We start from the raw sequence: 22,815 nt of genomic DNA on the forward strand, positions 1-22,815 counted from the left end.
CTAGCTCCACTCGTTCTCAGGCAGCGAACCGGGCGGAGGTTTAAGTTCTTCGAGGCCGGCTTCGATCACCGCCAGTTCATCTTGGATCGCTCTTACTGCGTTTTCTGGGTTGATGCCCGATACGGCTTGCAGCTGGGCGAGCACCTTGCGACGATGTGCCAGCAAGTCGACCAGAGCGCGACGGTCCCGCACCTTCACGTAGCTAGCGACGATCAGTTCCATGGCCTTTGACACGTTCGTCGTTTCCCACCCGGTTTGACGGATTATCGGGGGCGGCAAAGTTCTGTCAGACCGGCTTCGGTCATACGATATTCGACACCTTCGCCGGTTGAGCGTCGCTCCATCCATCCGTTTCGTAAAAGAGCGAGCGTTGTTCCAGGGTGATCGGGAAGCTTCGAAGAAGACACCCAATCGCGGTCACGAAGAGGGTCGAGCATTTGCCGGTGATACTGATTAAAAGGCGGCCTGCGCGGGCGTTCGGTTTCCATGGCCGTTTGTTGCCATCGCATTGTTTACGATCAATTACGGAACGGGAACAGCCGGCAATCTTTTCTAAATGGTTCATGGATATTTTTCTGCGGCATGGAACACGAGGACGCATCTGCTTGGTTCGTTCCGGCTCTCAGGCGAAGCTACGCTCGTCTAGCAGCGTGGATGACGCGCGGTAATCGCGCGCCTGAGCCCAGCCGCTTGCCGGCGCCGCCGCGCTCAGAGCGGCCAGCTCGCTTTCCCGACCCGCCGCGGCGGCCAGCGCCGCCGCGCATTTAGGCATTGCAGGCATCGCGAATGACGAACGATCGCACATCGACGCGTCCGTGGTTGCCGGACGAAGAGGCGGAATTGCTCTCGCTCTTTGGCGCAGGTGCCACAGCTGAGGAGGTCGGCGAACGGCTAGGCCGCACCCGCCAAGCGGTCTACGCTCGCTTGCAGCGCTTTCAAAAACAGCGGGGGCGAGCGAGTAGGACGAGTGGGAAATTCTTTGCTCAGTTACTAGAGTGATCGAGCGACGGCGATCGATCTCCAAAGTCCTCAAGATCACATCCGCAGCGGAATCAAGGTAGCAATCGCATCGTCCGTTCGCCCGGCTGAAGTAACCCACAACCGATACATCGAAGGTTCAATTGCATCCGCTTCAAAAGGCACCAAGCTGTAAGTGATCGCATTGAGGCCGACCAATGACCAGCCCGACTGATGACGAATTGCGCGCCGCTGTCACCGCCGCCATTGAGCAGTGGAAGACTTCGCGCCAGCTTCCCCACCTGTCGCCGAACGATTGTGAGACGTTGAACAAGTTGATCATCACCGGACTTCAAACCGTGCTGTTCCAGCGTGCGAAGGCCTTCGACAAGCGCTAAACCGGACAGCTTGATCAAACCCGGCGGAATTCGACGATGCGATCTTTAATCGAAGCATGCGCCCGAAAGCCGGCGTTCATCCAAGCCCTTGCTTGGGTATGCCAACCTTCATGGAGCTTTCGTTGCTCCACCACGCTGTGAATTTGTGTGCCGATGCCGGAAGCTCTCTCCTAAGTGTCTCTTCCATCTCGGAGAAGGTTAGCCGAACGATTTGTCCACGCTCGCTCAAAAACCGTTGATGCAATGGTTCGTAGATCGATTTTCGGAAGCTCATGGTCTCACCGCAGAAGGCAAACATGGACGTTGTCCTAGTGCAAGTGTGTGCCGAGCTTGCGCACGGTGGCGATCACGAGAGCCGGAAGTACATCGCGGAGCAATCGATCCAAGCGGCTGAGGCAGGACAAGGGGCCTCAACAGACCTCACGGCAGTCGCACGACGCGCTTTGGTCCATCTCAACAATCGACCGCGGTCCGCCTAGAGGGCGCCAATCGGGCTGAGTGAGGGCGCCGCCGGGCTGGCTGCTGGCGGGCCCGCTCCACCAAAGGCGCTCCCGTCCTTGGAGGGTCGCTTCATCGCTCGCCTACCACCACCTTGTCTCTTGCTCTTTTATATTCGAGCAACTGCGACACAGCATCATAAGAATGGTACCTCACGTAGACACTCTTTGCATTCCTCTCGCGCAGATCGGCTAGAGCATCGGCCCAGTAGGCGACCATTGCGCGACGAACTCCGTCGAGAGCGAAGATGCGTTCGGCCTTTGCAAAATCCTCGTCGAAACTTACACTCACCGCACGTTCAGCAGCTTTGTAGTCGGCCGGTTGAACATCCCCAGCACGCTGGCCAAGCCACATGATCGTTTTGGGATACTCCAAAATCAGACGGTCGAGCACAAGGTAGTGCGAAAACTTTCCGTCCACAGGGGTTCGAGTGCTGAAAGCGACTTCGTGAGACCCGATGTTTAATGTGAACCAACGCCCTCCGTTGGTCTGCGGGAGAACGCTTAAGGTCCACGCGCCTTGAATGTCGAGGTTGCCGTACAATCCCGAAAGCTGGAACAAGCGGAAGAGAAACAGGCTGACATCGGGATTGTGGAAGAGCCGATCCGTCCTTTCGGGATCGACGCGGAGCGGCTCGCTAATCGAACGCAATTGTTCTCTAGCCTCGTGCGGAGCCACGCTGAATAGCTCCCGCGTTCCGTCGATCTCTACGTTTCGGTTGCGAAAGTGACGATGGAGAGCGTTCTCTATTGCGACGCAGTCCGTCACGTGGACAAAATCGGACAATTCCCATGGACCGTGAGGAGCATATGCCTCGCCCCCATTTATTCCGCGAAGCCGTTCGCTAATGGGCCGCTCGGTGCGGCCGATCTTTATGTAGTCGCTGTTCGGCGAAACGAGAATGTAGACAAACCCCTGCGGCATATGCGTGTTCCCCAAAACCACGCCGAACAAAGTAAAGGACCACCCGGACGTGAAACAGGCGGAACGTCTGGATTGCATGACTGGGTGCGGCAATCCTCGCGCATCGGCGGCAGATTGCTAACCAAAAGGTCTGACGAAACGATTAGTGGAATGACTGCGGGCTTCGCTAACAGCCTCGCCGCACTAAGCTTAGACGACGCAGACTGAATGAAATGGCCGGCGGGCATCACGGCCGCCGGCCATCGCTTGCGCTACCTTGGGCTAGGAGTGATCGTCAGCGCTGACCGCGAGGCCGCCGAACGCCGACTAACAACCCACTAACCAATTCGAGCGCGCTCTGGATATTTCGCGGCAACAACGCGGCGGGCCTGTGCTGCGGCCCGCGTTGAACCAGCCAACGTTTCCGACCACGCGCGCCGGATAGTGCTAAAACAGGCCGGGCATCCGCTTGCTAGCGTGGCGTTGTTGACGCGGAAGAGGACGGCAAAGGAGCCCGCCGTGATGAAGTATGCCGGCGTTGCTATCACTGCCCCGTTCCTGGATGCCCTCTTACGTTGGAAGAGCGAGCCCCACGGCGGTCGGCAAGCGCGGCCGGACCCAAGCCGATCGAGCAGAAAGACGGCGCATCACAAGGGTCAAACGCTGCCAATCGCCGTGGTTGCAATGCTAAAAGATCCTCGCCGACTGACTGGGGGGCAGCATGGTTAAGGCATTTCGCAATATGGTCATGGCATTTACTTTTGTAGGAGTTGCCGGCTGTAACATATTTTGGAATTTCATGAATGACTATATGGCCTGCGGCCTTGCGCTGGCTGCTTCAGTTGCAGCCGGCTTTTGCGTTGAGCGCATCTTCATCGAGCGGTCCCGTCGGGAGATGATCCGCCTCCACGGCGCGGACTGGCGTTCGGCGGAGAACCGACAGCTCGACTCATGAGCGTCACCCGTCGCTCGCTCGTCGTTTTCATCATCCGATTGTTCGCATTCGACCCGAGGGGCCTAGCTCGATGATCAAACTGGTCCATCCATTCCGGTTCGCTCGCATCGAGCGCCTGCGAGAGCTGCTTGAACGAGACTACGAAATGACAGTTGATCCGAATGCGGGCGTGAGCACCACGAAGCTGGTGAGACAGGATCCGCCAATGCTCGATGCAGCCTTGGTACTCGGTCGTGGTCCACGAGGGTGCGAGCTGGGTCCTTCGTTGCGAGCCATGCGAGCGCTACGGCAGCGCAGCCGGTCAATACGCCCGAGTCATCACGATCTGGAAGGGCGACGACCATAAGCCGACCCCGAGGTAGGGTGAATGCCGAAAGCGAACTCCCCGGCTCCATTGGTCCTTATCGCTTTACAATGTTGCCACAGGGATCTCGTCGTAGTCGTCACCATCGCCGCCAGCGAGATAGTCAAGAGGGGCGATCCGAACCAAGTCGGGCGCGAGGCTCAACGGCAACGGCTGGCGGAGAAGTAGTGCACGAGCTGGCAACCTGATGATTGAAGGCGGCCCTATCCTAGCGTCGCTGTCCTGTTCGTTCGTAGTCGTCAGCTTGCCGATGCAATCGGCAGGTGCGCTGTTCTGCGCGCTGGCGCTTGGCGCTGCTGCTGGTCGGCTTCGAACGCGACCTCGCTCAAGCTACGATGCGATTGAACTGGGTCTTGGAGTGCCTGCCGACATCTTTCAAGCCTCTCCCTCAAAATCAGGCGCCGCAGCTGCCGCTTCGGGAGGCCGGATAGAGGGATGGATCATCTCGGCCTCCTAAGGGCGTTGACCAAAACCCATCCACCTCAGACGAAGAAGCTAAAGCTCTCGCCCAGAAGACCCCGAGCAAATCCGGCGCGTCAGTTACGGTTACGCACCGCCAATCCGCGGGAGAGGGTCTTCGAGAGTGCCGTGGCAGTCTCGCGCAGAGCCGCGAGCCGATCATCCAGCTGCCGGTTCATGATCCTTTCAAGTGGTCCAGTCATGCCTACCGACTGAAGAACCGTGCCGTCTTCAAGCGTGACAGGAACGGCGAGAGCAGCAAGGCCCTCGTCGATCTCCCCAATGCAGGTGGCGTATCCCAGCTTGCGGACTTTTGCGAATTCCTGCTCGATCCACTTCCTGCTTGTGTGCGACTTGCTGGTTGGCTTCGGTAAACTGTTCGACAGCGCCTCGGAGATCAATTCCTTGCTCTGAAACGCCATGATTGCTTTTCCTGTTGCAGCCGCGTTCACGGGCATCTCAATCCCAGGCCTGACGTAGCCGCGCCACCTCACGTCAGGGGAGTAGGACACCGCGACCGTGACGCGAGAACCAACGAGACGGGCGAGATAGCAGGTCTCCGCCGAAGCTTCCGTCAATGCGCGAACATGTTGACCAGCCATCGACGCGTACCAACCATCGTCAGCCCCGGCGTGCAGTAAGCGCGTTAGCCGCTCTCCAATATGATAGGTGCGCCCGGCCTCACCTTCGGTGGCCAGTCCCGATCTCACGAGTCCTTTTAGCAGGCGGTGCGCGGTCGTCTTCGGCAGATCCAAGATCGAAGCGACGTCGGCCAGCGTGATAGTGCCCGCGAACGCGGCAATCACCTCCAGCACGTCGATATATCTACCGAGTGGTCCGGGCGAGTTTTCATCGTTGGACATGTGATCTGGCCATGTGCGGTGCACGCCAAATTCTGCGGCTTGACTCCGAGGGGGTCTGCCGTTTAGCGTTTCGTTATTCGGTACTACGTTCCGAAAAACGGAACGACTTGTCAAGGCATCAGATCGGTGGGGCGATCGAAAACTCTGGTTTGTGAAGGAGAGGGCTACGTGGGCATTACCCGGAAGTCATTTATCGGTTCGATCATCGGTGTAGCGGCGCTGTCGTTCACCGGTTCGGTTCACGCGCAGCAGAACGCCCCAATCTTGATTGGCGCGACCGTCCCGATGACGGGGCCGCTGTCGCTGACGGGTAAGCAATACCAAAACTCGCTCGCGATGGCCGAGGAAGACATCAACAAGGCCGGCGGGATCAATAGCCGTCAGATTAAGATCGTGTTCGAAGACACCCAGGCATCCAACAGCACTGCGGTGAACGCATTCGTCAAGCTGGCGCAAGAGACCAAGCCGGCGTTCTTCTTCCTGTCTAGCTATTCGACACAAAACCTCGCGGTTGCGCCCGAATTGGCCAAAGTACAAGTACCTGCGATGTATGCCGGCGGCGCCGACGCGGTAGCGGAAGGCGGCAATGAGTGGATGTTCCGAGTGCGTCCGGCGGATAGCGTCGCAGCCGAGGGCATGGTGAAAGCGACACTCGACGTTATCAAAGCCAAGAAGCCAGGCATTCTCTACATCCAGAACGATTTCGGCCAGGGCGGCGCGCAGACGGCTGCGAAGCGCTTTGAAGCAGCAGGCATAGCAGTTGTCGGCATGGAAGCCTACGGCCAGAACGACAAGGATTTCTCCGCCCAGCTCCTCAACCTGCGCGGTAAGGGAGCAGACACGATCCTGATCTTCAACTATCCGCAGGACGGTGCCTTGGTTCTGCGTCAAGCCAAGTTGCTTGGCCTTAAGATGCCACTCGTCACCTCGTCGGCCGCGCTGGTTCCGGCAGCAACGCAGCTCCTGTCTCCCGCCGATCTCGAAGGCGTCTGGGGTGTCGTTGATGCGTACATGGATGTCAGCGTCGGCGGTCGGATGAAAGACTATGTCGAACGCTTCAAGTCGAAGTTCGGCATCGACCCTGATCCCTACGGTCTCGCCTACTACGACGGCGCTATGCTCATGGCTGATGGCATGCGCAAGGTCGGCACCGATCCGAAGACGCTCCGCGATTGGCTTGAAGCAGTCAAGGGTTGGCAGGGTATCGGTCACGTCTACTCGTACGACAAGAAGGGCAACGGCGTGCGTGACCTTACCGTCGTGAAGGCGAAGGCGGGCACTAAGACGCTCGAGCTTGTCCAGCCTGTGACCCTCAACTGATTGCGTGGTTTGGATGGTCTGCGACCGGTTCGGCGGGTCGCGGGCCGTGAACAAGCGGGGATGTCATGGCGGATTTTGTTCAGCTTCTCGTCAACGGTCTTGCGATCGGAAGCGTCTATGCTTTGGCGGCGATCGGCTTTGTCATCGTCTATTCAGCGACCGGCGTGGTGAACTTCGCCGCCGGACAGTTCGTGATGTACGGAACGTTTGCGGGCGTCGCGACACTGATCAATCTTCAGCTTCCATGGCCGCTTGCATATGGAACTGCGCTAATCATCATGGCGATGTTCGGTGTGTTGTTCTTCGTGTCCGTCTATCTGCCGATGCGACGGGGATCGATCGTGACCATCATCATCGGCACCGTCGCTATCAGCATCACAATCCAGAATGCCGCGCTGCTGTCGTTCGGTTCGTGGCCGTTTCGACTGCCGTCTCCGGTGGAGGACAGCTCGATCGCCCTCGGCGGGACCATTATCTCAACGCATGCGCTCGGCGTCGTAGGCGTGACGGCGATCATGGTCGGCGGCCTCTGGCTGCTCTTCAATCGCACGTCGGTGGGAGTTGGAATGCGTGCCGTCGCCCAAGATCTGCAGGCGGCCAAGCTAATGGGACTTAAGGTCAACCGTCTGTTGGCGCTGTCCTGGGTGCTCGCCGCAGTGTTGGCCGGCGTCGCTGGCTTGATGCTTGGGCCGATGTGGTTCGCTGACGTCAACATGGGCGATCCGATCGCGTTGAAAGCGTTTGCCGCGACGATCATTGGCGGCTTCGGAAGTCTCCCGGGCGCCATTGTCGGCGGTCTGTTTGTCGGTTTGTCGGAAGTGCTTGGTGCATCTTACGTTTCGTCTGCCTACAAGGATCTGATCTCCTTCGGTATCATGATTGCCTTCTTGCTGGTGCGTCCGCAGGGCGTTTTCGGCGAGAAGATCCAGGATCGAGGTTGATCCGATGGCTCCGCGCATACCTCTTCTCATCGCGGCGGCCGTCTTGGTCGTGGGTGGCCTGCTCGGCGCGATGCTTCCGGAATACTATCTGCGTCTTCTCAACGTCTCGGCAATCTCGGCCGTTGCGGTGATCGGGCTCAACTTTGCCTTCGGTTATGCAGGCCTTATCTCACTTGGCCACGCGGCATTTGTCGGGATGGGCGCCTACGGTCTCGCGATCCTGACCACGACCATTGGCTGGTCGCCTTGGCTGGCGGCGCCGACGGCGATCGTGGCGACCGCCGTGCTGGCGGCGCTTGTCGGTTACCCACTGCTGCGCTTGCGCGGCCACTATCTTGCGCTAGCGACGCTCGGCCTCAACGTCTCGCTTTACATCGTGACCTCAAATTGGATCGCGCTTACAGGCGGCACCAACGGTATTGCGCGGATTCATGAACTGGCGATCGGTCCGCTCGCCTTTTCCGGCGAGCACCAGTTCCTTTGGCTCGCGCTGGTGGTTTTGGCGCTGGTCGCTGCAATGGCGGCGATCATGCACGCTTCCCGTCATGGACGTGAAATGATGGCGGTGCGCGATGACGAAATCGCGTCGGAAATGATCGGTATCGATACCACACGTGTGAAGATCATGGCGTTCGTGCTGTCAGCCGTGTGCGCTGCCATCGCCGGTTGCCTGTTCGCGCTTCATGTCCGTTTCGTGGCGCCTGAGGACTTCACCTATGCTCATTCGATTACTTATCTGGCAATGCTGATCGTCGGCGGTGAGGGCACGATTGTCGGCGCCATTCTCGGTGCCGCACTGCTCACCTTCCTGCCGGAATGGCTGCGCTTTCTAGGCCCCGCCTATCTGCTTTTCTTCGGCCTGCTCATGCTGTGCATTCTGGTGTTCCTGCCGACGGGTCTAGTCGGCCTTGGAAAGCGATTGCGCCGTGGGTCGCGGAAGCCCGTTTCATCGATATCCGCTCGTGCTCCGGAGGCTACACCATGAATGTGTTGGAGGCGCGTAGCATCCACAAGCGCTATGGCGGTCTTGCCGCTTTGTCGAACGTTGATCTGACTGTCGCAAAGGGACAATTCGTCGCGGTAATCGGCCCGAACGGTGCCGGTAAATCGACGCTCCTGAACGTACTGACCGGCCTCGCATTGCCCGACGAAGGGCAGGTGCTTCTCGATGGTCACGCCGTGACACGCATGGCGACCAATCGGCGTATTCGCGCTGGACTTGGACGAACCTTTCAGCACGGTCGGGTCTTCTCGAGGCTCAGCGTTCTGGAGAATGTTATGACTGGCGCAGCAATACGTGGCGATCTCAGCGAAGGCGGATTGCGTGACGTCTCGATGGAGATCATCAAACAGATGGGTCTCGGTGCAGAAGCACAGGAGGCTATTGGGTCGCTGTCCTACGGCCGCCGCCGAATGGTCGAACTGGCGCGTGCGCTCGCGTGTCGCCCGCATGTGCTTCTGCTTGATGAACCAGCAGCGGGCTTGAACTCCGGCGAGGTCGATCAGCTTGTCGATCGGCTGAACGAATTGCGGGCCGCGCACGGCCTCGCGGTCGTTCTGATCGAGCACAATATGGGCATGGTCATGCGACTCGCCGAACGCATCTTCGTGCTCAACTTCGGATGCAAGATCGCTGAAGGGACGCCTTCGGAAATCCAAACCGATCCGGCGGTGTTATCGGCCTATCTGGGCGAGGGTTATGTCCATGCTGGCGTGTAGAAATCTCGTCGTCGCCCACGGCGACATTTTGGCGCTGCAAGGCGTGAGCCTGAACGTGAATGCGGGAGAAGCCATCGCCCTGATCGGCGCCAACGGCGCCGGTAAGACTACCCTGTTGCATACCATCTCCGGCCTCAATCGGATCGCTTCTGGGGATATCGCCTTCGAAGATATGTCGATTGCGAATTGGTCTACCGACCGCCGCGTCGCCAAGGGTATCGCGCACGCGCCCGAAGGGCGGCGCATCTTCCCGGGCCTATCGGTCGAAGAGAACCTAACGCTAGCGACCGTGACGTGGCGGAAATGGGGGCGATCTATCGCAGCGGATCTCGAACGGGTGTTCGAATTGTTCCCTCGTCTCAAGGAGCGCCGGCGACAGCTTGGCTGGTCGTTGTCCGGCGGTGAGCAACAGATGCTGGCGATCGGGCGTGCCCTGATGGCAAGGCCGAAGCTGTTGCTGCTCGATGAACCGTCGCTCGGTCTCGCGCCGCGTCTCGCTGAGGAAGTCTATGAGCGCGTCAAGCTGATCGGAGAGGCAGGCCTCACTATTCTCGTGGTCGAGCAGAACACAGTGCTCGCGCTGTCAGTCGCCGATCGCGCCTACGTGCTGGAAAACGGGCGGATTGTGCTCGAGGGACCTGCGGACGAACTCAAAAATAATGCGCGGGTGCGCGAAGCCTATCTGGGCCGTTGAATCTGGAATCAAGGAGACCCCATGTATCCCGAAAATCACAAGCAATCGCGCGACCTCTATCAAAGAGCTCTGGAGAGCCTGCCGGGCGGCAATACCCGCACCACGGTCTTTATGAAACCGTTTCCGATTTATGCGGCATCGGGGTCGGGTTGCCGTGTCCGCGACGTCGACGGCAATGAATATATCGACTGCATCAATAACTTCACTTCGCTGATCCATGGCCATGCGCATCCGGCCCTGATCGAGGCGGCAAGCAGACAACTGGCGCTCGGCTCCGCCTTCGGCATGCCGACGGCCTCCGAGATCGATCTCGCCGAGTTGCTGACGGCACGCTTGCCGTCGGTCGAGCAGGTGCGCTTTGCCAACTCCGGCACCGAAGCCGTAATGATGGCGCTGAAAGCCGCACGTGCCTACACCGGACGCCCGAAGATCGCGAAATGCGAGGGTGCCTATCACGGTTCGTATGACTATGCGGAGGTCAGCCTCGATCCGACGCCGTCGGCGTGGGGCGGCAACGCTCCGGTGTCGGTGGCCTATGCGAAGGGTACACCAGACAATGTACTGGCGGATGTCGTCACCATTCCATTCAATGACATCGAAGCGGCGGTGAGTCTAATCCGCGAGCATGGTGAAGAACTCGCCTGCGTGCTCGTCGATCCGATGCCGAACCGCGCGGGTCTTGTTCCGGCCGACAAAGCGTATCTCGAAGCATTGCGTCGAGTGACGCGTGAGGTTGGTGCGCTACTGATCTTCGACGAAGTCATCACCTTCCGCCTCGGATATCACGGTGCGCAGGGTTTGTGGAGCATCGTTCCAGATCTGACCACGCTCGGCAAAATCATCGGCGGTGGCTTTCCGGTCGGTGCCATCGCTGGCGGCAAAGAGTTCATGTCGGTTTTCGATCCGACGTCAGGCAAGCCCGCGCTGCCGCATGGAGGCACCTTTTCGGCGAATCCCATGACGATGCGGGCAGGAATTGCGGCAATGGAGCTGCTCGACAGCGCGGCTTTCGCGCGGCTCGACGCGATTGGTCAGGCCGTGCGCGATGGCATCGACGCGGCGTTCCGGAAGACGGGCGTGCCCGGGCGCACGATCGGCTTGGGATCGCTGCTGAAGATCCATTTCACTGACCGGAGCATCCGCGACTATCGTACAGCGTATTTGAACGAAGTCGAGACGAAGCGGAAGTCCAAGTTCAACGCGGGCCTGCTGAACCGCGGCATCTTGGCGGCCGATTACGGATTGATGGCGCTGTCTCTGCCCATGACCGATGCCGACGTTGAGACGATTGTCTCGGCTACAGCGGCTTCGCTGGAAGAGGTCGCAGCGCTCGACTGACCGACCGTTCTCTGGTGACCGCTACGCCTGGCGTCGGGCTGACGCCGGGACGGATCCCCCATTTTCGCAGGGCAAGCGATGACTTTGAAGATTGATCCTATCACACGCTCCGTGGTGCAACATCGGCTCAGTTCGATCGTGAACGAGATGGGAGAAGCGATGCTTCGCACCTCCTATTCTCAGATCCTTAATTCCAGCCGCGACTTCTCGCTCGGCATCTGCGACGTGCGCGGACGCCTCATCGCACAGGCTGATCATATACCGGTGCACGTTGGCGCACTGTCGTGGGCGACACTGGCCGTGGAGGAGCGATTTGAGAACATCAGACCCGGCGATGTGCTGCTGCTTAACGATCCTTATCACGGCGGCAGCCATTTGCCCGATCTCACCGCCTTTGTGCCGGTATTCGACGGTGAACGCCGCCTGTATTGGACCATCGTCCGAGCGCACCAGAGCGACATCGGCGGAGCCACCCACGGCGCCTATAATCCGTGCGCGACGGACATCTGGCAGGAGGGTCTGCGTGTGCCGCCAATCCGTCTCTACGAGGCGGGCAAGCTGCGTGACGATCTGCTCGACATGCTGGCACTCAACGTGCGTAACCCCCGCGATTTCCGCGGCGATCTCGCAGCGATGGTCGGCGCCGCTCATCTCGGCGAGCGCCGCGTGCGCCGTCTGTTCGAGGAGTGCGGCGGCGATACCGTCGAAGCCGCTGTCGAAACTATCCTTGATGCTGCCGAACAACAGACGCGTGCCGTCCTCTCCACTTGGAAGGACGGCGTTTTCTACGGTGAGGCATTCCTCGATGACGACGGCCACGGCCGCAACGACATCCGGATCGCGGCGAAAGTTACCAAGAAAGGCACTGATATCGAAATCGATCTGTCGGACTCCGATCCGCAGACCACGAGCTTCGTGAATTCCTCGCATGCCAATATGCAAGCTGCAGTCGTAATGGCCTTCGCCTATCTGATAGATGCCGACATTCCGAAGAATGCCGGGGCATTGCGGCCGCTCAAGGTGGTGGCCAGGCAAGGCACGATCGTCTGGGCCGATCCCGGCCTGCCTGTGACCATGTGCACTAGCCATCCCTCCAACGAAATCGTCGAAGCCATCGTCAAGGCATTGTCGGCATCGTGTCCGGACCGCGCGATGGCGGGCTGGAGTCGACGCTTCCGCATCGCCATCCAGGGCGAGGATCCCCGCACGGGACGCGGATTCATCTGGCATATGTTCCAGGCACGACCGGGCGGCGGTGCGTCGTCCGCCGGTGATGGATGGTCGTCGATCGGTGAGTGGCACACTGTCGGCGGCATCAAGTTCGGCAGCATCGAGGTCGCGGAGGTTCGTTTCCCGTTGCATTTCAGTCATCATGAATTCCGCGCAAATTCTGGCGGCGAAGGCAAGCATCGTGGTGGTCTCGGCGTCTCCCTCGATCTCGTTATGGAAACTGCAAAGCCAGCGCTGGCGAACACGGCAGGTGAGGGCACACGCCATGGCGCTTGCGGCATGCTGGGAGGTAGCGACGGCGCACCGCATCATTATGCTCTGATTTCGAACGGTAAGGAGCCGCGCGTGCTCCGCACCAAAGAAGTTGGCATCAAGGTGTTACCCGGTGACCGCTTCGAGATTCGTTCCAGCGGTGGCGGAGGATGGGGGCCACCGGAGCAGCGCTCGCAACAAGCGCACGCGCGCGATGTAGCGCAGGGGCTCGCGATCAGTATCGTAACGACGAACCGGGTAGCTTAAAGATGTTTACGATTGGAATCGATGTCGGTGGCACGTACACGGACCTGGTCGCGATCGATCGCGACGGGCGGACCGTCTTTGCAAAGTCACCTTCCACGCCTTCGGATCAATCGATCGGAGTGATGACAGGTCTTGAAGAGTTGGCTCGTCGGGTCGGCATGTCCCGTCATGAAATGCTCGGCAAGGCCGATCGCCTCGTGCACGGCACCACGGTGGCGACCAACGCGTTGCTAGAGCGCAAGGGCGCGAGGGTAGCTTTGCTGACCACCCAGGGACACCGCGACGTCATCGAGATGCGCGAGGGTCTGAAGGGTGATCGGTACAATTTGCGTTCGGCCCCGCCGGTGCCGCTGGTGCCCCGCGAGCTTCGGTTGGGCGTACGCGAGCGCATCAAGCCGGATGGTGAAGTGCTGATTCCGCTCGATCAGGAATCGCTCGGAGAGGCGATCGCCGCGATCCGTGCGTCTGGTGCCACCTCCGTTGCGGTTTGCTTCTTGCACGCATACCGCAACCCGGCACACGAGATCGCCGCAGTGGACCGGCTACAGCGCGAGCTGCCTGACCTCAACGTTTCGCGGTCCAGCGACGTGCTACCTCAGATCAAGGAATACGAGCGCGTTTCGACGACAATTGTGAATGCTTATGTGGAGCCCGCGGTTCGCCGATACCTCACCAATCTGGAAATGCGCCTAAAGGAAGCCGGATTGGCCAGTAGCCTGTTCATTATTCTCTCGCATGGCGGCATGGCGCCCGTCGAAGAGGCCGCGCGGCTTGCTGCCGCTACTGTTCTTTCAGGCCCGGCGGGCGGAATTTCCGGCTGTCGACGATGCGCAGATTTGTTGGGGGTTCCCGATCTCGTTCCGTTTGATATGGGAGGAACGAGCACCGATATTTCGTTGATCGCCGACGGCCATGCCACGCTGTCAGCAGACGGCGGATTGGCCGATCAGCGGATCGCACTGCGCAGCCTGGACATCGCCAGCATTGCGGCAGGTGGCGGATCGATCGCGTCGATCGACGTCGGCGGCACGTTTCGTGTTGGTCCAGAAAGTGCGGGCTCCGTACCCGGACCCGCATGCTACGGCAACGGCGGAACTGAGCCGACTGTCACGGATGCAAACGTCATTCTTGGATATCTTGATGCGTCCGCATTCATGGGAGGCAAGCGTCCGCTAGACCGCAATGCCTCTGAGGTAACGATCGATCGGCTGGCGAAGGCCCTGGGTCTATCGCGCGATGATGCTGCGGCCGGAATCTATCGAATGGTCAATTTGCGCATGGCCGATGGCATCCGCTTGATGACCTTGCGCCGCGGCGTAGATCCACGTCGCTTTGCCCTACTCAGTTTCGGCGGTGCCGCCGGCCTTCATGCAGCCGAAGTTGCACGCGAACTCGAAATGAAGCGGATAATCGCGCCCACAGCCGCATCAGTGCTATCTGCTTGGGGCATGCTGACAAGCGATCTCCGATACGAAGCTAGTAGCACGCACTACAGCGCAGGCAGACGTATCACGCCCCAAGAGGTGAGGGCCGTCTTTGCTGGTCTCGAACAACGAAGTGTCAGTCATCTAACTTCGTGGTTTGGTGGAAAAATTGTAACGGAACGTTCCGCGGAAATGCGGTACGGCGAGCAGATCTTTGAGATCGACGTGCCGCTCTATGGTCTCGATTGGGATTCCAACGAGATTGTTGACAGGATCGAGGAGCTGTTCCATCGGCGCCACGAGGAACTTTACACATACTCGTCTCCGGACCAGGAAGTCGTTTTCGTGAACGCGAGGGTGGCGGCGGTCGGCGTTATTCCGGAGCTCGGGCAAGTTGTTCGCGGCCAGGCCATTTCAGAGGCCTGCAAGCCGAAAGGCGTGCGGAAGGCTTTCTTCGGCGAGTGGCGTGACGTGCCCATATTCACTGCGGAAGAACTGAGACCAGGGAACGAGATTGAAGGGCCGGCGATCATCGAAGCGGAGACCACGACTGTGGTCATTAACAAATTGGATCGTGTTTCCGTCAACGAGCTTGGCTGGCTTGATATCTCCCTTGGGTGAGCGTTAATCTTGCATTCGGTCCGTTGACGAATTGTCGTCCCCGTCACGACTTGCCACTTGGGAGGAATCTGATGTGGAAGGCGATTATCCATCGTGACCTACTCTTGCTGGAAGCAATCAGGAGCAATTTCAAGCTTGGGGAATCTACGACACCTAGCCTGCAACCAGCGTTGCTATGAATGGGTCCATCGAGGGTTGTCAGCCTTCTGCATTTTGTGCAGGTCTTCAGGTTTTAGATTGGTATAGCGTCGCAGCATTCGCCAATCTTTATGCCCGGTCACCAATGCAACCTGTTGTATTGAAAACCCAGCTTCGAATAGTCTGCTCGTTCCTTCGTGGCGCAGTTCGTGGAAACACAAATCATCAATATCGATGGCATCGCATGTCTTGTGGAAGGCAGCTCCCACGGACTTTGAGTGGTAGGGAAAACGCCACCGAGGCCGCGCGTGAGAATCCATTGCTCGAGTATGATCTGCCACGCATCGTAGCCCGTCGAATTGAGAAGAGGAACCACTTGATGGTTTCCCTCCTTACGTCTCGGGTCTTTGCGATCGCGAATAGTAACTGTCCGCTTCTGCATGTCCAAGGCGACGGCGCGACACTGGTGGCGCAGCGCATCGTTCGATGGCTTTCAGGACCAGGTAGCGAGACTATCCATACCGACCGGTAAAGGTGGAGGGAGGTCGCGGCGGTCTTCACCGTTCTCGCTCCAGAACGCCGCAATGAAATCGCAACGAATTGGCTGAAAACAGCGTGAACAAAACGGGACGGAAGTGCCCGTCACAGCAAGAAAAATCAACAGCTTAGAAGATGCTCACTGCGTTCGGGACGAAGGCGTTGGACGTGGTCAGATCGCAACTTGGACAGAATGTCGGTATCGGTGGTTGCGCCTCCGCGATTTGAACCCGCGAAGATCTTCGCCCGACCAGGCCGAGAACTGCGCACCGCTTGTTCTAACCGAGCTCGGTTGAATACGAATTGCTTGCTAGGTGCCGTAGATACAGGCCCTATGAGAAAATTTTTCGGTCGTTCCGTCAGTACGGTTCAACCAGAAGCACTTCGTACCGAAGTCAGCAGTTCGGACGCTAAAGTGGGTAATTCCGCATCCCTTCTTGGCCTCGGCATCGGGATGGTGCTCCAGTGCCGTTCGTAGAATCACAGTGTCATCGGCGCCAACCCGATCGCCCACGTCGTACCGGTGAAGCATGTCATTCAAATATGCAACGGCGTCACCTCTTTTGGCGAAGTGCAGTGGACCGAGGTCGATCGGCTTCGCGGGCATGTGAAATCTCCATTTCAATCAAGCGGTAAAATTACTGTCAAAGTCGTCGAGCGGCCAGAAGCCGCTCGCGTACCTCGCGGACGATGATGACAGGGAAATCCATGGCTTCGAGCTGACCTTCGCGTTCGGTGACCCACGCGACGCAGTCCTCCTTGCTGAGATCGTCGCGAGCGATCTTCTCGTACAAAGCCACCGCGCTCATGCGGGAGAGACCGAGTTCCATGAGTGAGAGGAGGGTCCTCGACGAAATACCAAACTCAAGTTGTGTGCCGATGTCCACGCCGTGATCAATCAGGTCCTCACGGTTGATCTGGCGGAGATGCAGGTGCAGGACATCCATGTAGGCAGACAGATACTTCGGCGCCTTGAATCGCGCGACTTGCTCGACCAGCTCCATCGTATTGCGGATCAGCACCGGAAGGCTGTAAGTCCTGCCGGTGGTACGGTGCCACTCGATGTTCCTGCGAATCATCTCGGCCAGCGAGAGCCCCTTCAGCCACTGAACGACGATCAACGCGTATAGCCTGATCGCCTTCTCGGGTTCGAAGGCGGGGAATAGATGCTTATTGATCCTCCCCAGGATTGTAACGAATCGGTCGTAGCTGTCTTCGCTCGCGACCTCGGCAGGCAGCAGATTCTCGACGTCGCCCGCGTACGATCGGAACGCTTCAAGTAGCCGCTGAAGGCCGATTGCGCTCACTCCGGGATGCCGTGCGAGAAGGTCGACGTCGATTTCGATTTGTGCTGCAAGCGCCGCTAGCGCTTGGTCGAGCTTCGCCAACGACGCGGCATCGTGGCGCTTCGAGAGACTGGCCGCCGATATGGACCCGAGCCGCATGAATGTGGTGAGCAGATAGGCGCCAACCTGTTCGAATTTATCTGAGTCCTTGAGGCTGGACAGGTCCGAGACTCCGCGCCTTGAAAGGTAGTCCGCCATACCGTCACCAAGCTCGAGCACCGCATCGCTTTCGCGCTTAATGGGATAGCGCGCGCGGCTGGGTACGCCGGTGGGCCAAGCCTCCGTATCCTCCGGGTCGATACAGATGATGTTGCCTTGAAATTCATTGCCCCAACGGCCCGCGCGGCCGGCTAGGTTCCAGAAGTCGTGCGGCTCCATCGGGTGGCCAATTCCCTTCCGCGGTCCGCGCAGCACAATCGTGCGACACGACAGGTTCACGCCCTCAATCAGCGTCGAAGTGCAAACCAGGAAGCGGATCTTGCCCAATCGGAAGAGACGCTCGATCTCGAGCCGGATCAGCGATGGCATATTGCCGAAGTGGAACGCGACCCCGCGTTCAACGAGCGGTGCAAGGCGGAAGTTGGGGTGTACGCCCTTCCGGGCGAGGTCGGCGAGTTGTGCAAGCTCTGGATCGATTGACTCGGGCTGAGGCAGGAGCTGACTGATCAGATCGGCGACATCCTCCGACTCTCCGGCGCCGTTCGTGTAGACGAGCGTTCCGCCTCTTTGGCCCGCCGCTGCGGCGATGAACGCCAGGCGCTTCCTAAGTCCCGCCGGCGTGCTTGCGAGCTCGAGCGTTCCGACTGGAAGTGCCGAACCCTGCTGCTGTCGGACAGTCAATTTCCAGAGCTTCGGCTTGCGCGGTGTTTGGTTCGCGACGATCAGGTTCTGGAGGACGGTGGGAGCGTCGCTGTCGATGGCCACAGTCTGCACACCGTCGGGCGCGTCTGCTAGCAACGCCTCCGGGTTCTGGGTCGCGGGGCTGATGAACACGACCTTCAGCTTCGAGTTCGCACGGCTAACCCGCTCTATTGCGTCCTGCAAGACCACGCCGCGTTGGCTGTCCCCGATCTTGTGCGCCTCATCCACGATAAGCAAATCAATCGAGAACGTGCCGGCGAGCACGTTGGCGAGAAGGTGCATTCGCTCCTGCGTGAAGACCAGAACCACTTGCGCGCCTCCAGCGCGCGCGGCTTCGTATTTGTCGCGGAGGGGAAGGGACGACACCTCGATGCCCTTGGTCTTGCCGAGTAGACCTTGGAGAGTGGTCTCGATCTCCGAGACTAGCGCGCGGGTCGGGGCGAGGTAGACTGCGACCCGGGTGTCACCCGCGGTCAGTTGATCGATCAACCACTGAAGGACGAGAAACGTCTTGCCGGAGGCAGTGGGGGCGGACGCGGAGAGCCAACCTCCTCCGCCTGCACTGTTCCAGAAGCGTTGCTGAAAATCGTTCATCTGTAGCCAAGCGCCGCTCGATTCCACCAGGATGGAACGGTCCATCTCGCGACGCTGGGATTCAAGGCGCAGCGCCACACCTAGCCGTCCGTCGAGACCGGCCGTCAGCAGGTGGCGATCGTTGGCTAGCGCGATGGCCCGGAAATTAGAGAGCTTGCCTAAGAGGACGGCGCCCGCGTCCTTGAGTGCTTGATCGTTCGTCAGAGAGATCGCCGCAGTTGCGATTCGGAGCGCGCCCTCCTGGTCGATCCGTTGATCGGACCGCGCCAATATGCTGCCGGCGAGCAGCAACCTTGGCCAATCGATCGCCACGGTGGAGGGGGCGGCGGGCTCGGCTACCAGATTGTCCAGTTCGGTGCGCACGGTGAGTCGGACGATTGCATCGAGATCGTCACGAATCCCTTCCTGAAGAAGCCACGACTGGAGACCGGCTAGGCTCATTCCGTCTTAATCCCCATCGCGCTGAGAAATGCAGCGCGGAAGCCATCCGCCGACGGCAGCGGGACGCAAAACAGCTCGATTTCCATCTGGTCGAGCTTCTCCGACTTGAGCCGCTCGCCGATCTTTTTTCTCCAAACGGTCAGTTCAGAGCGGGAGGCCTCAACAATCTCGTCCGCGATCGCCTCTACGTCGTCTTTTGGATAGAACGGCGCGTCGAAGCCCACGAGGGCCACGCCGCAGTATCGGACCCGCTTGGACATCACCGACGATTTGTCAAAATACTTTTTCAGGGCGTCGGTGAGTGTCGCGTCACTAAGGTCGGCCTTGTCGCTCAGGAGAACCAGATCGCGTTCCCTGTCGGCTTCCTCGTGTTCTGGTTCAATGAGGAAGGGAGCGAGTGAGGCAAAGCAGTCGCGGATCGCGGCTCCCACATCCTTGTAGATTTTGGACTCACCCCAGTAGAGTTTCAGGATGCCTTCCGGCATCACGCCAGCGTACACCCCATCGGCTCCATGGTAATGTAGGCGCGTGTCTGTCTTGAGATCCATCTTGCAGAGAATCTGAGGCAGCTTGAGAAAGCGCTCGGCCAATAAGAACAGCAGCATCTCGCCGCCCTCGCCGGTCTTCGCCAAATCGGTGAACGACCGCTTGGCCCGCTCGACGAGTTCGGCTACGGCCTCGGTGCTATTGTACTTGGCGTCGCGCGCCTTCGCGGCAGCGAGTTTCGAGCGCGGTATCGCATAGTCGGCTACGGCGTTACGCATGAACTCGGCCAGCCGGTACGGCTGGACGCGGCCGTTTCCATCCACTGTGAGGCAATGACAGTGGATCTTGACCGAATGACCCTCGATGAGGACGTCGCGCTCCACCAGCATAAGGTGAACGTCGAGTGCTTCCGGATGCCCTGTCAGCGCAGACGTGAGATCGGTCGCGGTGATGGTCGACAGACGGCCTACCCCCTTGTTCGTACGCCCGTCTGCCCCCAGACGAGTCAACCCCTAATTGTACCCGGCTAGGCCTCCGCAGTCCATGTTCGGTCGGAATTGCCAGCGAATTCGCATGATCGCGAGCTGCGTTTTCACGCGCCGTGGACTACACCAGCACCATCGCGCGCGTCGTCTCGGTCGCTCGGAAGCCTAGAGCAGTATCGGAACTGATCAAGGACGAGGGGGTGCTCTATACGGAATCAGGCTCGCCAAGACGCGGCCGCCGTCTGCACCTGGACGGTTGGCTTCTCGAGGCGGACTTCGATGAACGCGGCCCGAAGGTTCTAATAAGTCAATCGGATGGCGTTGAGGTCCGGCGGCAGCGATTTTTTTCGCATCGATGTGCCCGCATTGTGCCCCGATTTTGCTGGGGCACACCCCCGGGGAGCCAGCTGTTAAGTCCTTGAAGCGGATCAGAAATGGTGGGCGCACAAGGGATCGAACCTTGGACCTCTCCCGTGTGAAGGGAACGCTCTCCCGCTGAGCTATGCACCCGAAACCATCATGCAGGCGACCCGTGTTTCGGCCGCCGGCGCTTTGGAGCCCGCGATTTAGAAGTGCGGGCCGAAGGTGTCAAGTTTCGAGGCGCTGCCCGGCCGGAAAACCTTCCCCCGGACCCGCAATCCGGCGGTGAGGCCGTTTCGGACCGCTTACGCGCCCTGCTGGCGGGCGCGGGAGGCGTGGGCCTGGAGCGCGCGGATGCGTTCGGCCAGTGTTCCGCCGCCTTCGGGCAGGGTGCCTGCGGCCGTGCCGTTGGTCGGGGCGTCATTGGCCGGGCGCGGCGCCGGCCTCGGCGGCTGGCCCGCCTCCGCCGCGAGCAGGGCCTCGATCGGCGAGTTCGGCCCTTCGAGCTGCATCGCGAGCTTGGCCACCTCGGCGGCGATGTCGTTGATGCGTTCGCGCAACAGCGCGTTCTCCATCCGCTCGGTCGCCCAGGAGCTTTCGGCCTGTTGCTGGATCGCATTGATGTCGCGCTGGAGCTTGGCGCGCTCATCGCGAGCGGTGCGGAGCTGCTCCTCCAGCGCGGCCTTTTCCGCGCGGATCGATTCCATTGCCGCCGACGATTTGCCGCCGCTCAGGGCCGCGATCTCGACGCGCAGCTCCTTGATGGTGCGCTCGGAACTTTCATTGGCCTGGCGGAGCTGGTTGTTTTCATAGTCGCGCTCGGCGAGCAGCTTGCCCTGCGTGGCGAGGCGTCCTTCGAGATCGCCGACGCGGCCCGACAGCATCTCGGCCTCTTTCACCTGCAACATGAGCTGGCGATCGAGGTCGGTGACGCGCTGGCTCAGATTCTCGACCCGGCCGCGCGCATCCGAAAGCTCGCGCGAGGCGGTCTCGGATTCGGTGCGCTCCTGGGCCAGCCGCGCCTGCGTCGCGGCAAATTCCTTTTCGGCGTCGCCGACGCGGTTCTTCAGCTCCTCGATCTGCGCACGGACCACAACCAGCTCGACCTGACGGCTCTCCGCCATCATCGAGCGGTCGGACAGTTCGGAATTGATCTTTGCGAGCTCGCCCTGCTTGTCGGTCAGCGCGAGCTCGGCGGCGCGCAGGGCCGCGGTCTTGGCGTTGAATTCCTCTTCGGTGGCGCGGAGCTGCTCCTTCACCGCCTTCTCGCGCGCTTCGAGCGCGAAGATCGTGGCGTTCTTCTCGCCGAGCTCGATCTTCATGCGGTTGATGGCGTCGCTCTTCTTGCCGAGCTCGGCGAGCTGGCTCGTGGTCTTGTTCTTGAGCTGGTCGACGCTCATCTCCAGCCGTCGCGCCGACATGGCGAATTCGGCGCGGAGCTGGTCCTTGTCGGCCTGGATCTCGGCCATCGACAACGGCGTGGCGGCCTCGAGCCGGCGCGTGGTCAGGCGCACGGCGCGGTTATGCACCAGCGGCACGATGGCGAGCCCGCACAGCATCGAGAGTAGGAAACCGATCGCCAGGTACATGATCGGTTCGACCATGGGCCAGAACTCCCAAAGCTAAGGAAAAATTTACCAAGGACATTGCATGCGGGGCCGGCAAAAAGCCAGCCCCGACATGTCGTTAACCTTGATCCGTCACCGCGGGGGAAAGCGGAACGCTAGAACGGGTTCCAGGTCGCGCGCGGGGTGAATTTCAAATAGCCGATATTGGCTCCCAGCCGCAGGCCGAGGCCCGAGCGGATCGGCACCAGCACGATGTTGTTGGCGGTGAGCGCCGTCATGCCGAAGCCGCCGATGATGTAGGCCGAGCCGTCGAGGCCGGCGAAGCGCTGGTAGATCGCGTTGGTGGCGGGCAGATTATAGACCAGCGTCATGGTGCGCGCGCCATCGCCACCCCAGTCGAAGCCGAGCGAGGGACCCTGCCAGTAGACCCTGAGGTCGCCGGCGTTCTTGGTGTAAAGCGTGCCTTCGCCGTAGCGCAGGCCGGCGACGAAAGCGCCGGACCCTTCCTCACCGAGGATATAGCCGTTGGGCAGGCCCCATTGGCTGACCGCCTTCTCGATGATCGAGGCGAGACCGCGCGAGACATTGCCGAAGAAGCGGTGGCCGGCGTTCACGAGTTCGTCCGGCCCATAGGTGCTGGGCGTCTGGGTCCGCTGCGGCGGCGGCAAATCGGGCGGTGGCGGCTGCTGGGCGGAAGCCGGACTGATCCACCCGACCATCGCGGCAAGCGCGACTGCGGCAAGGCGTGATGCGAAAGTCATAAAAGAACCCCTGGTACCGAATCCGGTCGCTTCCT

The 22,815-nt window shown here is 60.0% G+C and carries 20 protein-coding genes and 1 tRNA gene; 10 read left to right on the top strand and 11 right to left on the bottom strand.

Annotated elements, in window-relative coordinates; genetic code table 11:
- Complete coding sequence (locus tag BRA1417_RS0112290) at positions 1–222, bottom strand: hypothetical protein (protein WP_051448479.1); 222 nt, start codon at positions 220–222, stop codon at positions 1–3.
- Between the two features lie 79 nt (positions 223–301).
- Positions 302–565, bottom strand: a complete 264-nt coding sequence (locus tag BRA1417_RS43930; RefSeq protein WP_156948698.1) for a hypothetical protein — start codon at positions 563–565, stop codon at positions 302–304.
- Between the two features lie 610 nt (positions 566–1,175).
- On the opposite strand from BRA1417_RS43930, the gene BRA1417_RS0112305 reads away from it, so the two are divergent.
- Positions 1,176–1,355: a hypothetical protein gene (locus BRA1417_RS0112305; RefSeq protein ID WP_027516023.1), complete on the top strand. Its 180-nt coding sequence runs from the start codon at positions 1,176–1,178 to the stop codon at positions 1,353–1,355.
- A gap of 570 nt (positions 1,356–1,925) precedes the next feature.
- Here BRA1417_RS0112305 and BRA1417_RS0112315 read toward each other — a convergent pair.
- Positions 1,926–2,777 carry a GIY-YIG nuclease family protein gene (locus BRA1417_RS0112315; protein ID WP_084462480.1) on the bottom strand — a complete coding sequence of 284 codons (852 nt, stop codon included), beginning with the start codon at positions 2,775–2,777 and terminating at the stop codon, positions 1,926–1,928.
- Between the two features lie 700 nt (positions 2,778–3,477).
- On the opposite strand from BRA1417_RS0112315, the gene BRA1417_RS0112320 reads away from it, so the two are divergent.
- Positions 3,478–3,711, top strand: a complete 234-nt coding sequence (locus BRA1417_RS0112320; RefSeq protein WP_027516026.1) for a hypothetical protein — start codon at positions 3,478–3,480, stop codon at positions 3,709–3,711.
- A gap of 900 nt (positions 3,712–4,611) precedes the next feature.
- On the opposite strand, the gene BRA1417_RS0112325 is transcribed toward BRA1417_RS0112320, so the two are convergent.
- Positions 4,612–5,397: an IclR family transcriptional regulator gene (locus BRA1417_RS0112325; protein WP_027516027.1), complete on the bottom strand. Its 786-nt coding sequence runs from the start codon at positions 5,395–5,397 to the stop codon at positions 4,612–4,614.
- A 168-nt stretch (positions 5,398–5,565) separates the two neighbouring features.
- Between BRA1417_RS0112325 and BRA1417_RS0112330 the strand changes: the two genes are divergently transcribed.
- The 8 genes from BRA1417_RS0112330 (at position 5,566) to BRA1417_RS0112365 (ending at position 15,203) form a co-directional block, all read left to right on the top strand.
- A complete protein-coding gene (locus BRA1417_RS0112330; RefSeq protein WP_027516028.1) occupies positions 5,566–6,717 on the top strand; it encodes an ABC transporter substrate-binding protein in 1,152 nt (383 codons plus the stop codon).
- A gap of 65 nt (positions 6,718–6,782) precedes the next feature.
- A complete protein-coding gene (locus tag BRA1417_RS0112335) occupies positions 6,783–7,658 on the top strand; it encodes a branched-chain amino acid ABC transporter permease (RefSeq protein WP_027516029.1) in 876 nt (291 codons plus the stop codon).
- Positions 7,659–7,662: 4 nt separating this feature from the next.
- Positions 7,663–8,643 (top strand): branched-chain amino acid ABC transporter permease, encoded by a 981-nt coding sequence (locus tag BRA1417_RS0112340; protein WP_035968477.1) that lies wholly within the window; start codon positions 7,663–7,665, stop codon positions 8,641–8,643.
- Positions 8,640–9,377, top strand: coding sequence for an ABC transporter ATP-binding protein (locus BRA1417_RS0112345; protein ID WP_027516031.1), 738 nt, complete (start codon positions 8,640–8,642; stop codon positions 9,375–9,377). Before BRA1417_RS0112340 ends, BRA1417_RS0112345 begins: the two co-directional genes overlap by 4 nt.
- Positions 9,364–10,071 (top strand): ABC transporter ATP-binding protein, encoded by a 708-nt coding sequence (locus BRA1417_RS0112350; protein WP_027516032.1) that lies wholly within the window; start codon positions 9,364–9,366, stop codon positions 10,069–10,071. Before BRA1417_RS0112345 ends, BRA1417_RS0112350 begins: the two co-directional genes overlap by 14 nt.
- 21 nt (positions 10,072–10,092) lie before the next feature.
- Positions 10,093–11,409, top strand: coding sequence for an aspartate aminotransferase family protein (locus BRA1417_RS0112355; RefSeq protein ID WP_027516033.1), 1,317 nt, complete (start codon positions 10,093–10,095; stop codon positions 11,407–11,409).
- A gap of 78 nt (positions 11,410–11,487) precedes the next feature.
- The gene (locus BRA1417_RS0112360; protein WP_027516034.1) at positions 11,488–13,158 is read left to right on the top strand and encodes a hydantoinase B/oxoprolinase family protein; all 1,671 of its coding nucleotides are present in this window, start codon (positions 11,488–11,490) and stop codon (positions 13,156–13,158) included.
- Positions 13,159–13,160: 2 nt separating this feature from the next.
- Complete coding sequence (locus BRA1417_RS0112365; protein ID WP_027516035.1) at positions 13,161–15,203, top strand: hydantoinase/oxoprolinase family protein; 2,043 nt, start codon at positions 13,161–13,163, stop codon at positions 15,201–15,203.
- A 173-nt stretch (positions 15,204–15,376) separates the two neighbouring features.
- Here the strand turns inward: BRA1417_RS0112365 and BRA1417_RS42690 are convergent, their stop codons facing one another.
- From BRA1417_RS42690 to BRA1417_RS0112395, 7 genes are all read right to left on the bottom strand, one after another.
- The gene (locus BRA1417_RS42690) at positions 15,377–15,661 is read right to left on the bottom strand and encodes a tyrosine-type recombinase/integrase (RefSeq protein ID WP_245286359.1); all 285 of its coding nucleotides are present in this window, start codon (positions 15,659–15,661) and stop codon (positions 15,377–15,379) included.
- A 527-nt stretch (positions 15,662–16,188) separates the two neighbouring features.
- Positions 16,189–16,485: a DCL family protein gene (locus BRA1417_RS0112370; protein WP_027516036.1), complete on the bottom strand. Its 297-nt coding sequence runs from the start codon at positions 16,483–16,485 to the stop codon at positions 16,189–16,191.
- A gap of 37 nt (positions 16,486–16,522) precedes the next feature.
- Complete coding sequence (locus BRA1417_RS0112375; protein WP_027516037.1) at positions 16,523–19,120, bottom strand: DEAD/DEAH box helicase; 2,598 nt, start codon at positions 19,118–19,120, stop codon at positions 16,523–16,525.
- Positions 19,117–20,115 (bottom strand): DUF1837 domain-containing protein, encoded by a 999-nt coding sequence (locus BRA1417_RS0112380; protein WP_245286212.1) that lies wholly within the window; start codon positions 20,113–20,115, stop codon positions 19,117–19,119. The genes BRA1417_RS0112375 and BRA1417_RS0112380 overlap by 4 nt, the downstream gene beginning before the upstream one ends.
- 411 nt (positions 20,116–20,526) lie before the next feature.
- A tRNA-Val gene (locus BRA1417_RS0112385) sits at positions 20,527–20,601 on the bottom strand.
- Positions 20,602–20,756: 155 nt separating this feature from the next.
- Positions 20,757–22,055: a hypothetical protein gene (locus BRA1417_RS0112390; protein ID WP_027516039.1), complete on the bottom strand. Its 1,299-nt coding sequence runs from the start codon at positions 22,053–22,055 to the stop codon at positions 20,757–20,759.
- 119 nt (positions 22,056–22,174) lie between these two features.
- On the bottom strand, positions 22,175–22,780 hold the full coding sequence (locus tag BRA1417_RS0112395) for a DUF1134 domain-containing protein (protein WP_018458350.1): 606 nt from the start codon (positions 22,778–22,780) through the stop codon (positions 22,175–22,177).
- Between the last annotated feature and the right edge of the window lie 35 nt (positions 22,781–22,815).

It is taken from the genome of Bradyrhizobium sp. WSM1417, from assembly GCF_000515415.1.
Taxonomy (GTDB): Bacteria; Pseudomonadota; Alphaproteobacteria; order Rhizobiales; family Xanthobacteraceae; genus Bradyrhizobium.

What these genes read in the sequence shown, in the direction of transcription:
- BRA1417_RS0112290 (WP_051448479.1), bottom strand. Translation starts at nt 222, where the DNA reads ATGGAACTGATCGTCGCTAGCTACGTGAAGGTGCGGGACCGTCGCGCT.
- BRA1417_RS43930 (WP_156948698.1), bottom strand. Translation starts at nt 565, where the DNA reads ATGAACCATTTAGAAAAGATTGCCGGCTGTTCCCGTTCCGTAATTGAT.
- BRA1417_RS0112305 (WP_027516023.1), top strand. Translation starts at nt 1,176, where the DNA reads ATGACCAGCCCGACTGATGACGAATTGCGCGCCGCTGTCACCGCCGCC.
- BRA1417_RS0112315 (WP_084462480.1), bottom strand. Translation starts at nt 2,777, where the DNA reads ATGCCGCAGGGGTTTGTCTACATTCTCGTTTCGCCGAACAGCGACTAC.
- BRA1417_RS0112320 (WP_027516026.1), top strand. Translation starts at nt 3,478, where the DNA reads ATGGTTAAGGCATTTCGCAATATGGTCATGGCATTTACTTTTGTAGGA.
- BRA1417_RS0112325 (WP_027516027.1), bottom strand. Translation starts at nt 5,397, where the DNA reads ATGTCCAACGATGAAAACTCGCCCGGACCACTCGGTAGATATATCGAC.
- BRA1417_RS0112335 (WP_027516029.1), top strand. Translation starts at nt 6,783, where the DNA reads ATGGCGGATTTTGTTCAGCTTCTCGTCAACGGTCTTGCGATCGGAAGC.
- BRA1417_RS0112340 (WP_035968477.1), top strand. Translation starts at nt 7,663, where the DNA reads ATGGCTCCGCGCATACCTCTTCTCATCGCGGCGGCCGTCTTGGTCGTG.
- BRA1417_RS0112345 (WP_027516031.1), top strand. Translation starts at nt 8,640, where the DNA reads ATGAATGTGTTGGAGGCGCGTAGCATCCACAAGCGCTATGGCGGTCTT.
- BRA1417_RS0112350 (WP_027516032.1), top strand. Translation starts at nt 9,364, where the DNA reads ATGCTGGCGTGTAGAAATCTCGTCGTCGCCCACGGCGACATTTTGGCG.
- BRA1417_RS0112355 (WP_027516033.1), top strand. Translation starts at nt 10,093, where the DNA reads ATGTATCCCGAAAATCACAAGCAATCGCGCGACCTCTATCAAAGAGCT.
- BRA1417_RS0112360 (WP_027516034.1), top strand. Translation starts at nt 11,488, where the DNA reads ATGACTTTGAAGATTGATCCTATCACACGCTCCGTGGTGCAACATCGG.
- BRA1417_RS0112365 (WP_027516035.1), top strand. Translation starts at nt 13,161, where the DNA reads ATGTTTACGATTGGAATCGATGTCGGTGGCACGTACACGGACCTGGTC.
- BRA1417_RS42690 (WP_245286359.1), bottom strand. Translation starts at nt 15,661, where the DNA reads ATGGATTCTCACGCGCGGCCTCGGTGGCGTTTTCCCTACCACTCAAAG.
- BRA1417_RS0112370 (WP_027516036.1), bottom strand. Translation starts at nt 16,485, where the DNA reads ATGCCCGCGAAGCCGATCGACCTCGGTCCACTGCACTTCGCCAAAAGA.
- BRA1417_RS0112375 (WP_027516037.1), bottom strand. Translation starts at nt 19,120, where the DNA reads ATGAGCCTAGCCGGTCTCCAGTCGTGGCTTCTTCAGGAAGGGATTCGT.
- BRA1417_RS0112390 (WP_027516039.1), bottom strand. Translation starts at nt 22,055, where the DNA reads ATGGTCGAACCGATCATGTACCTGGCGATCGGTTTCCTACTCTCGATG.
- BRA1417_RS0112395 (WP_018458350.1), bottom strand. Translation starts at nt 22,780, where the DNA reads ATGACTTTCGCATCACGCCTTGCCGCAGTCGCGCTTGCCGCGATGGTC.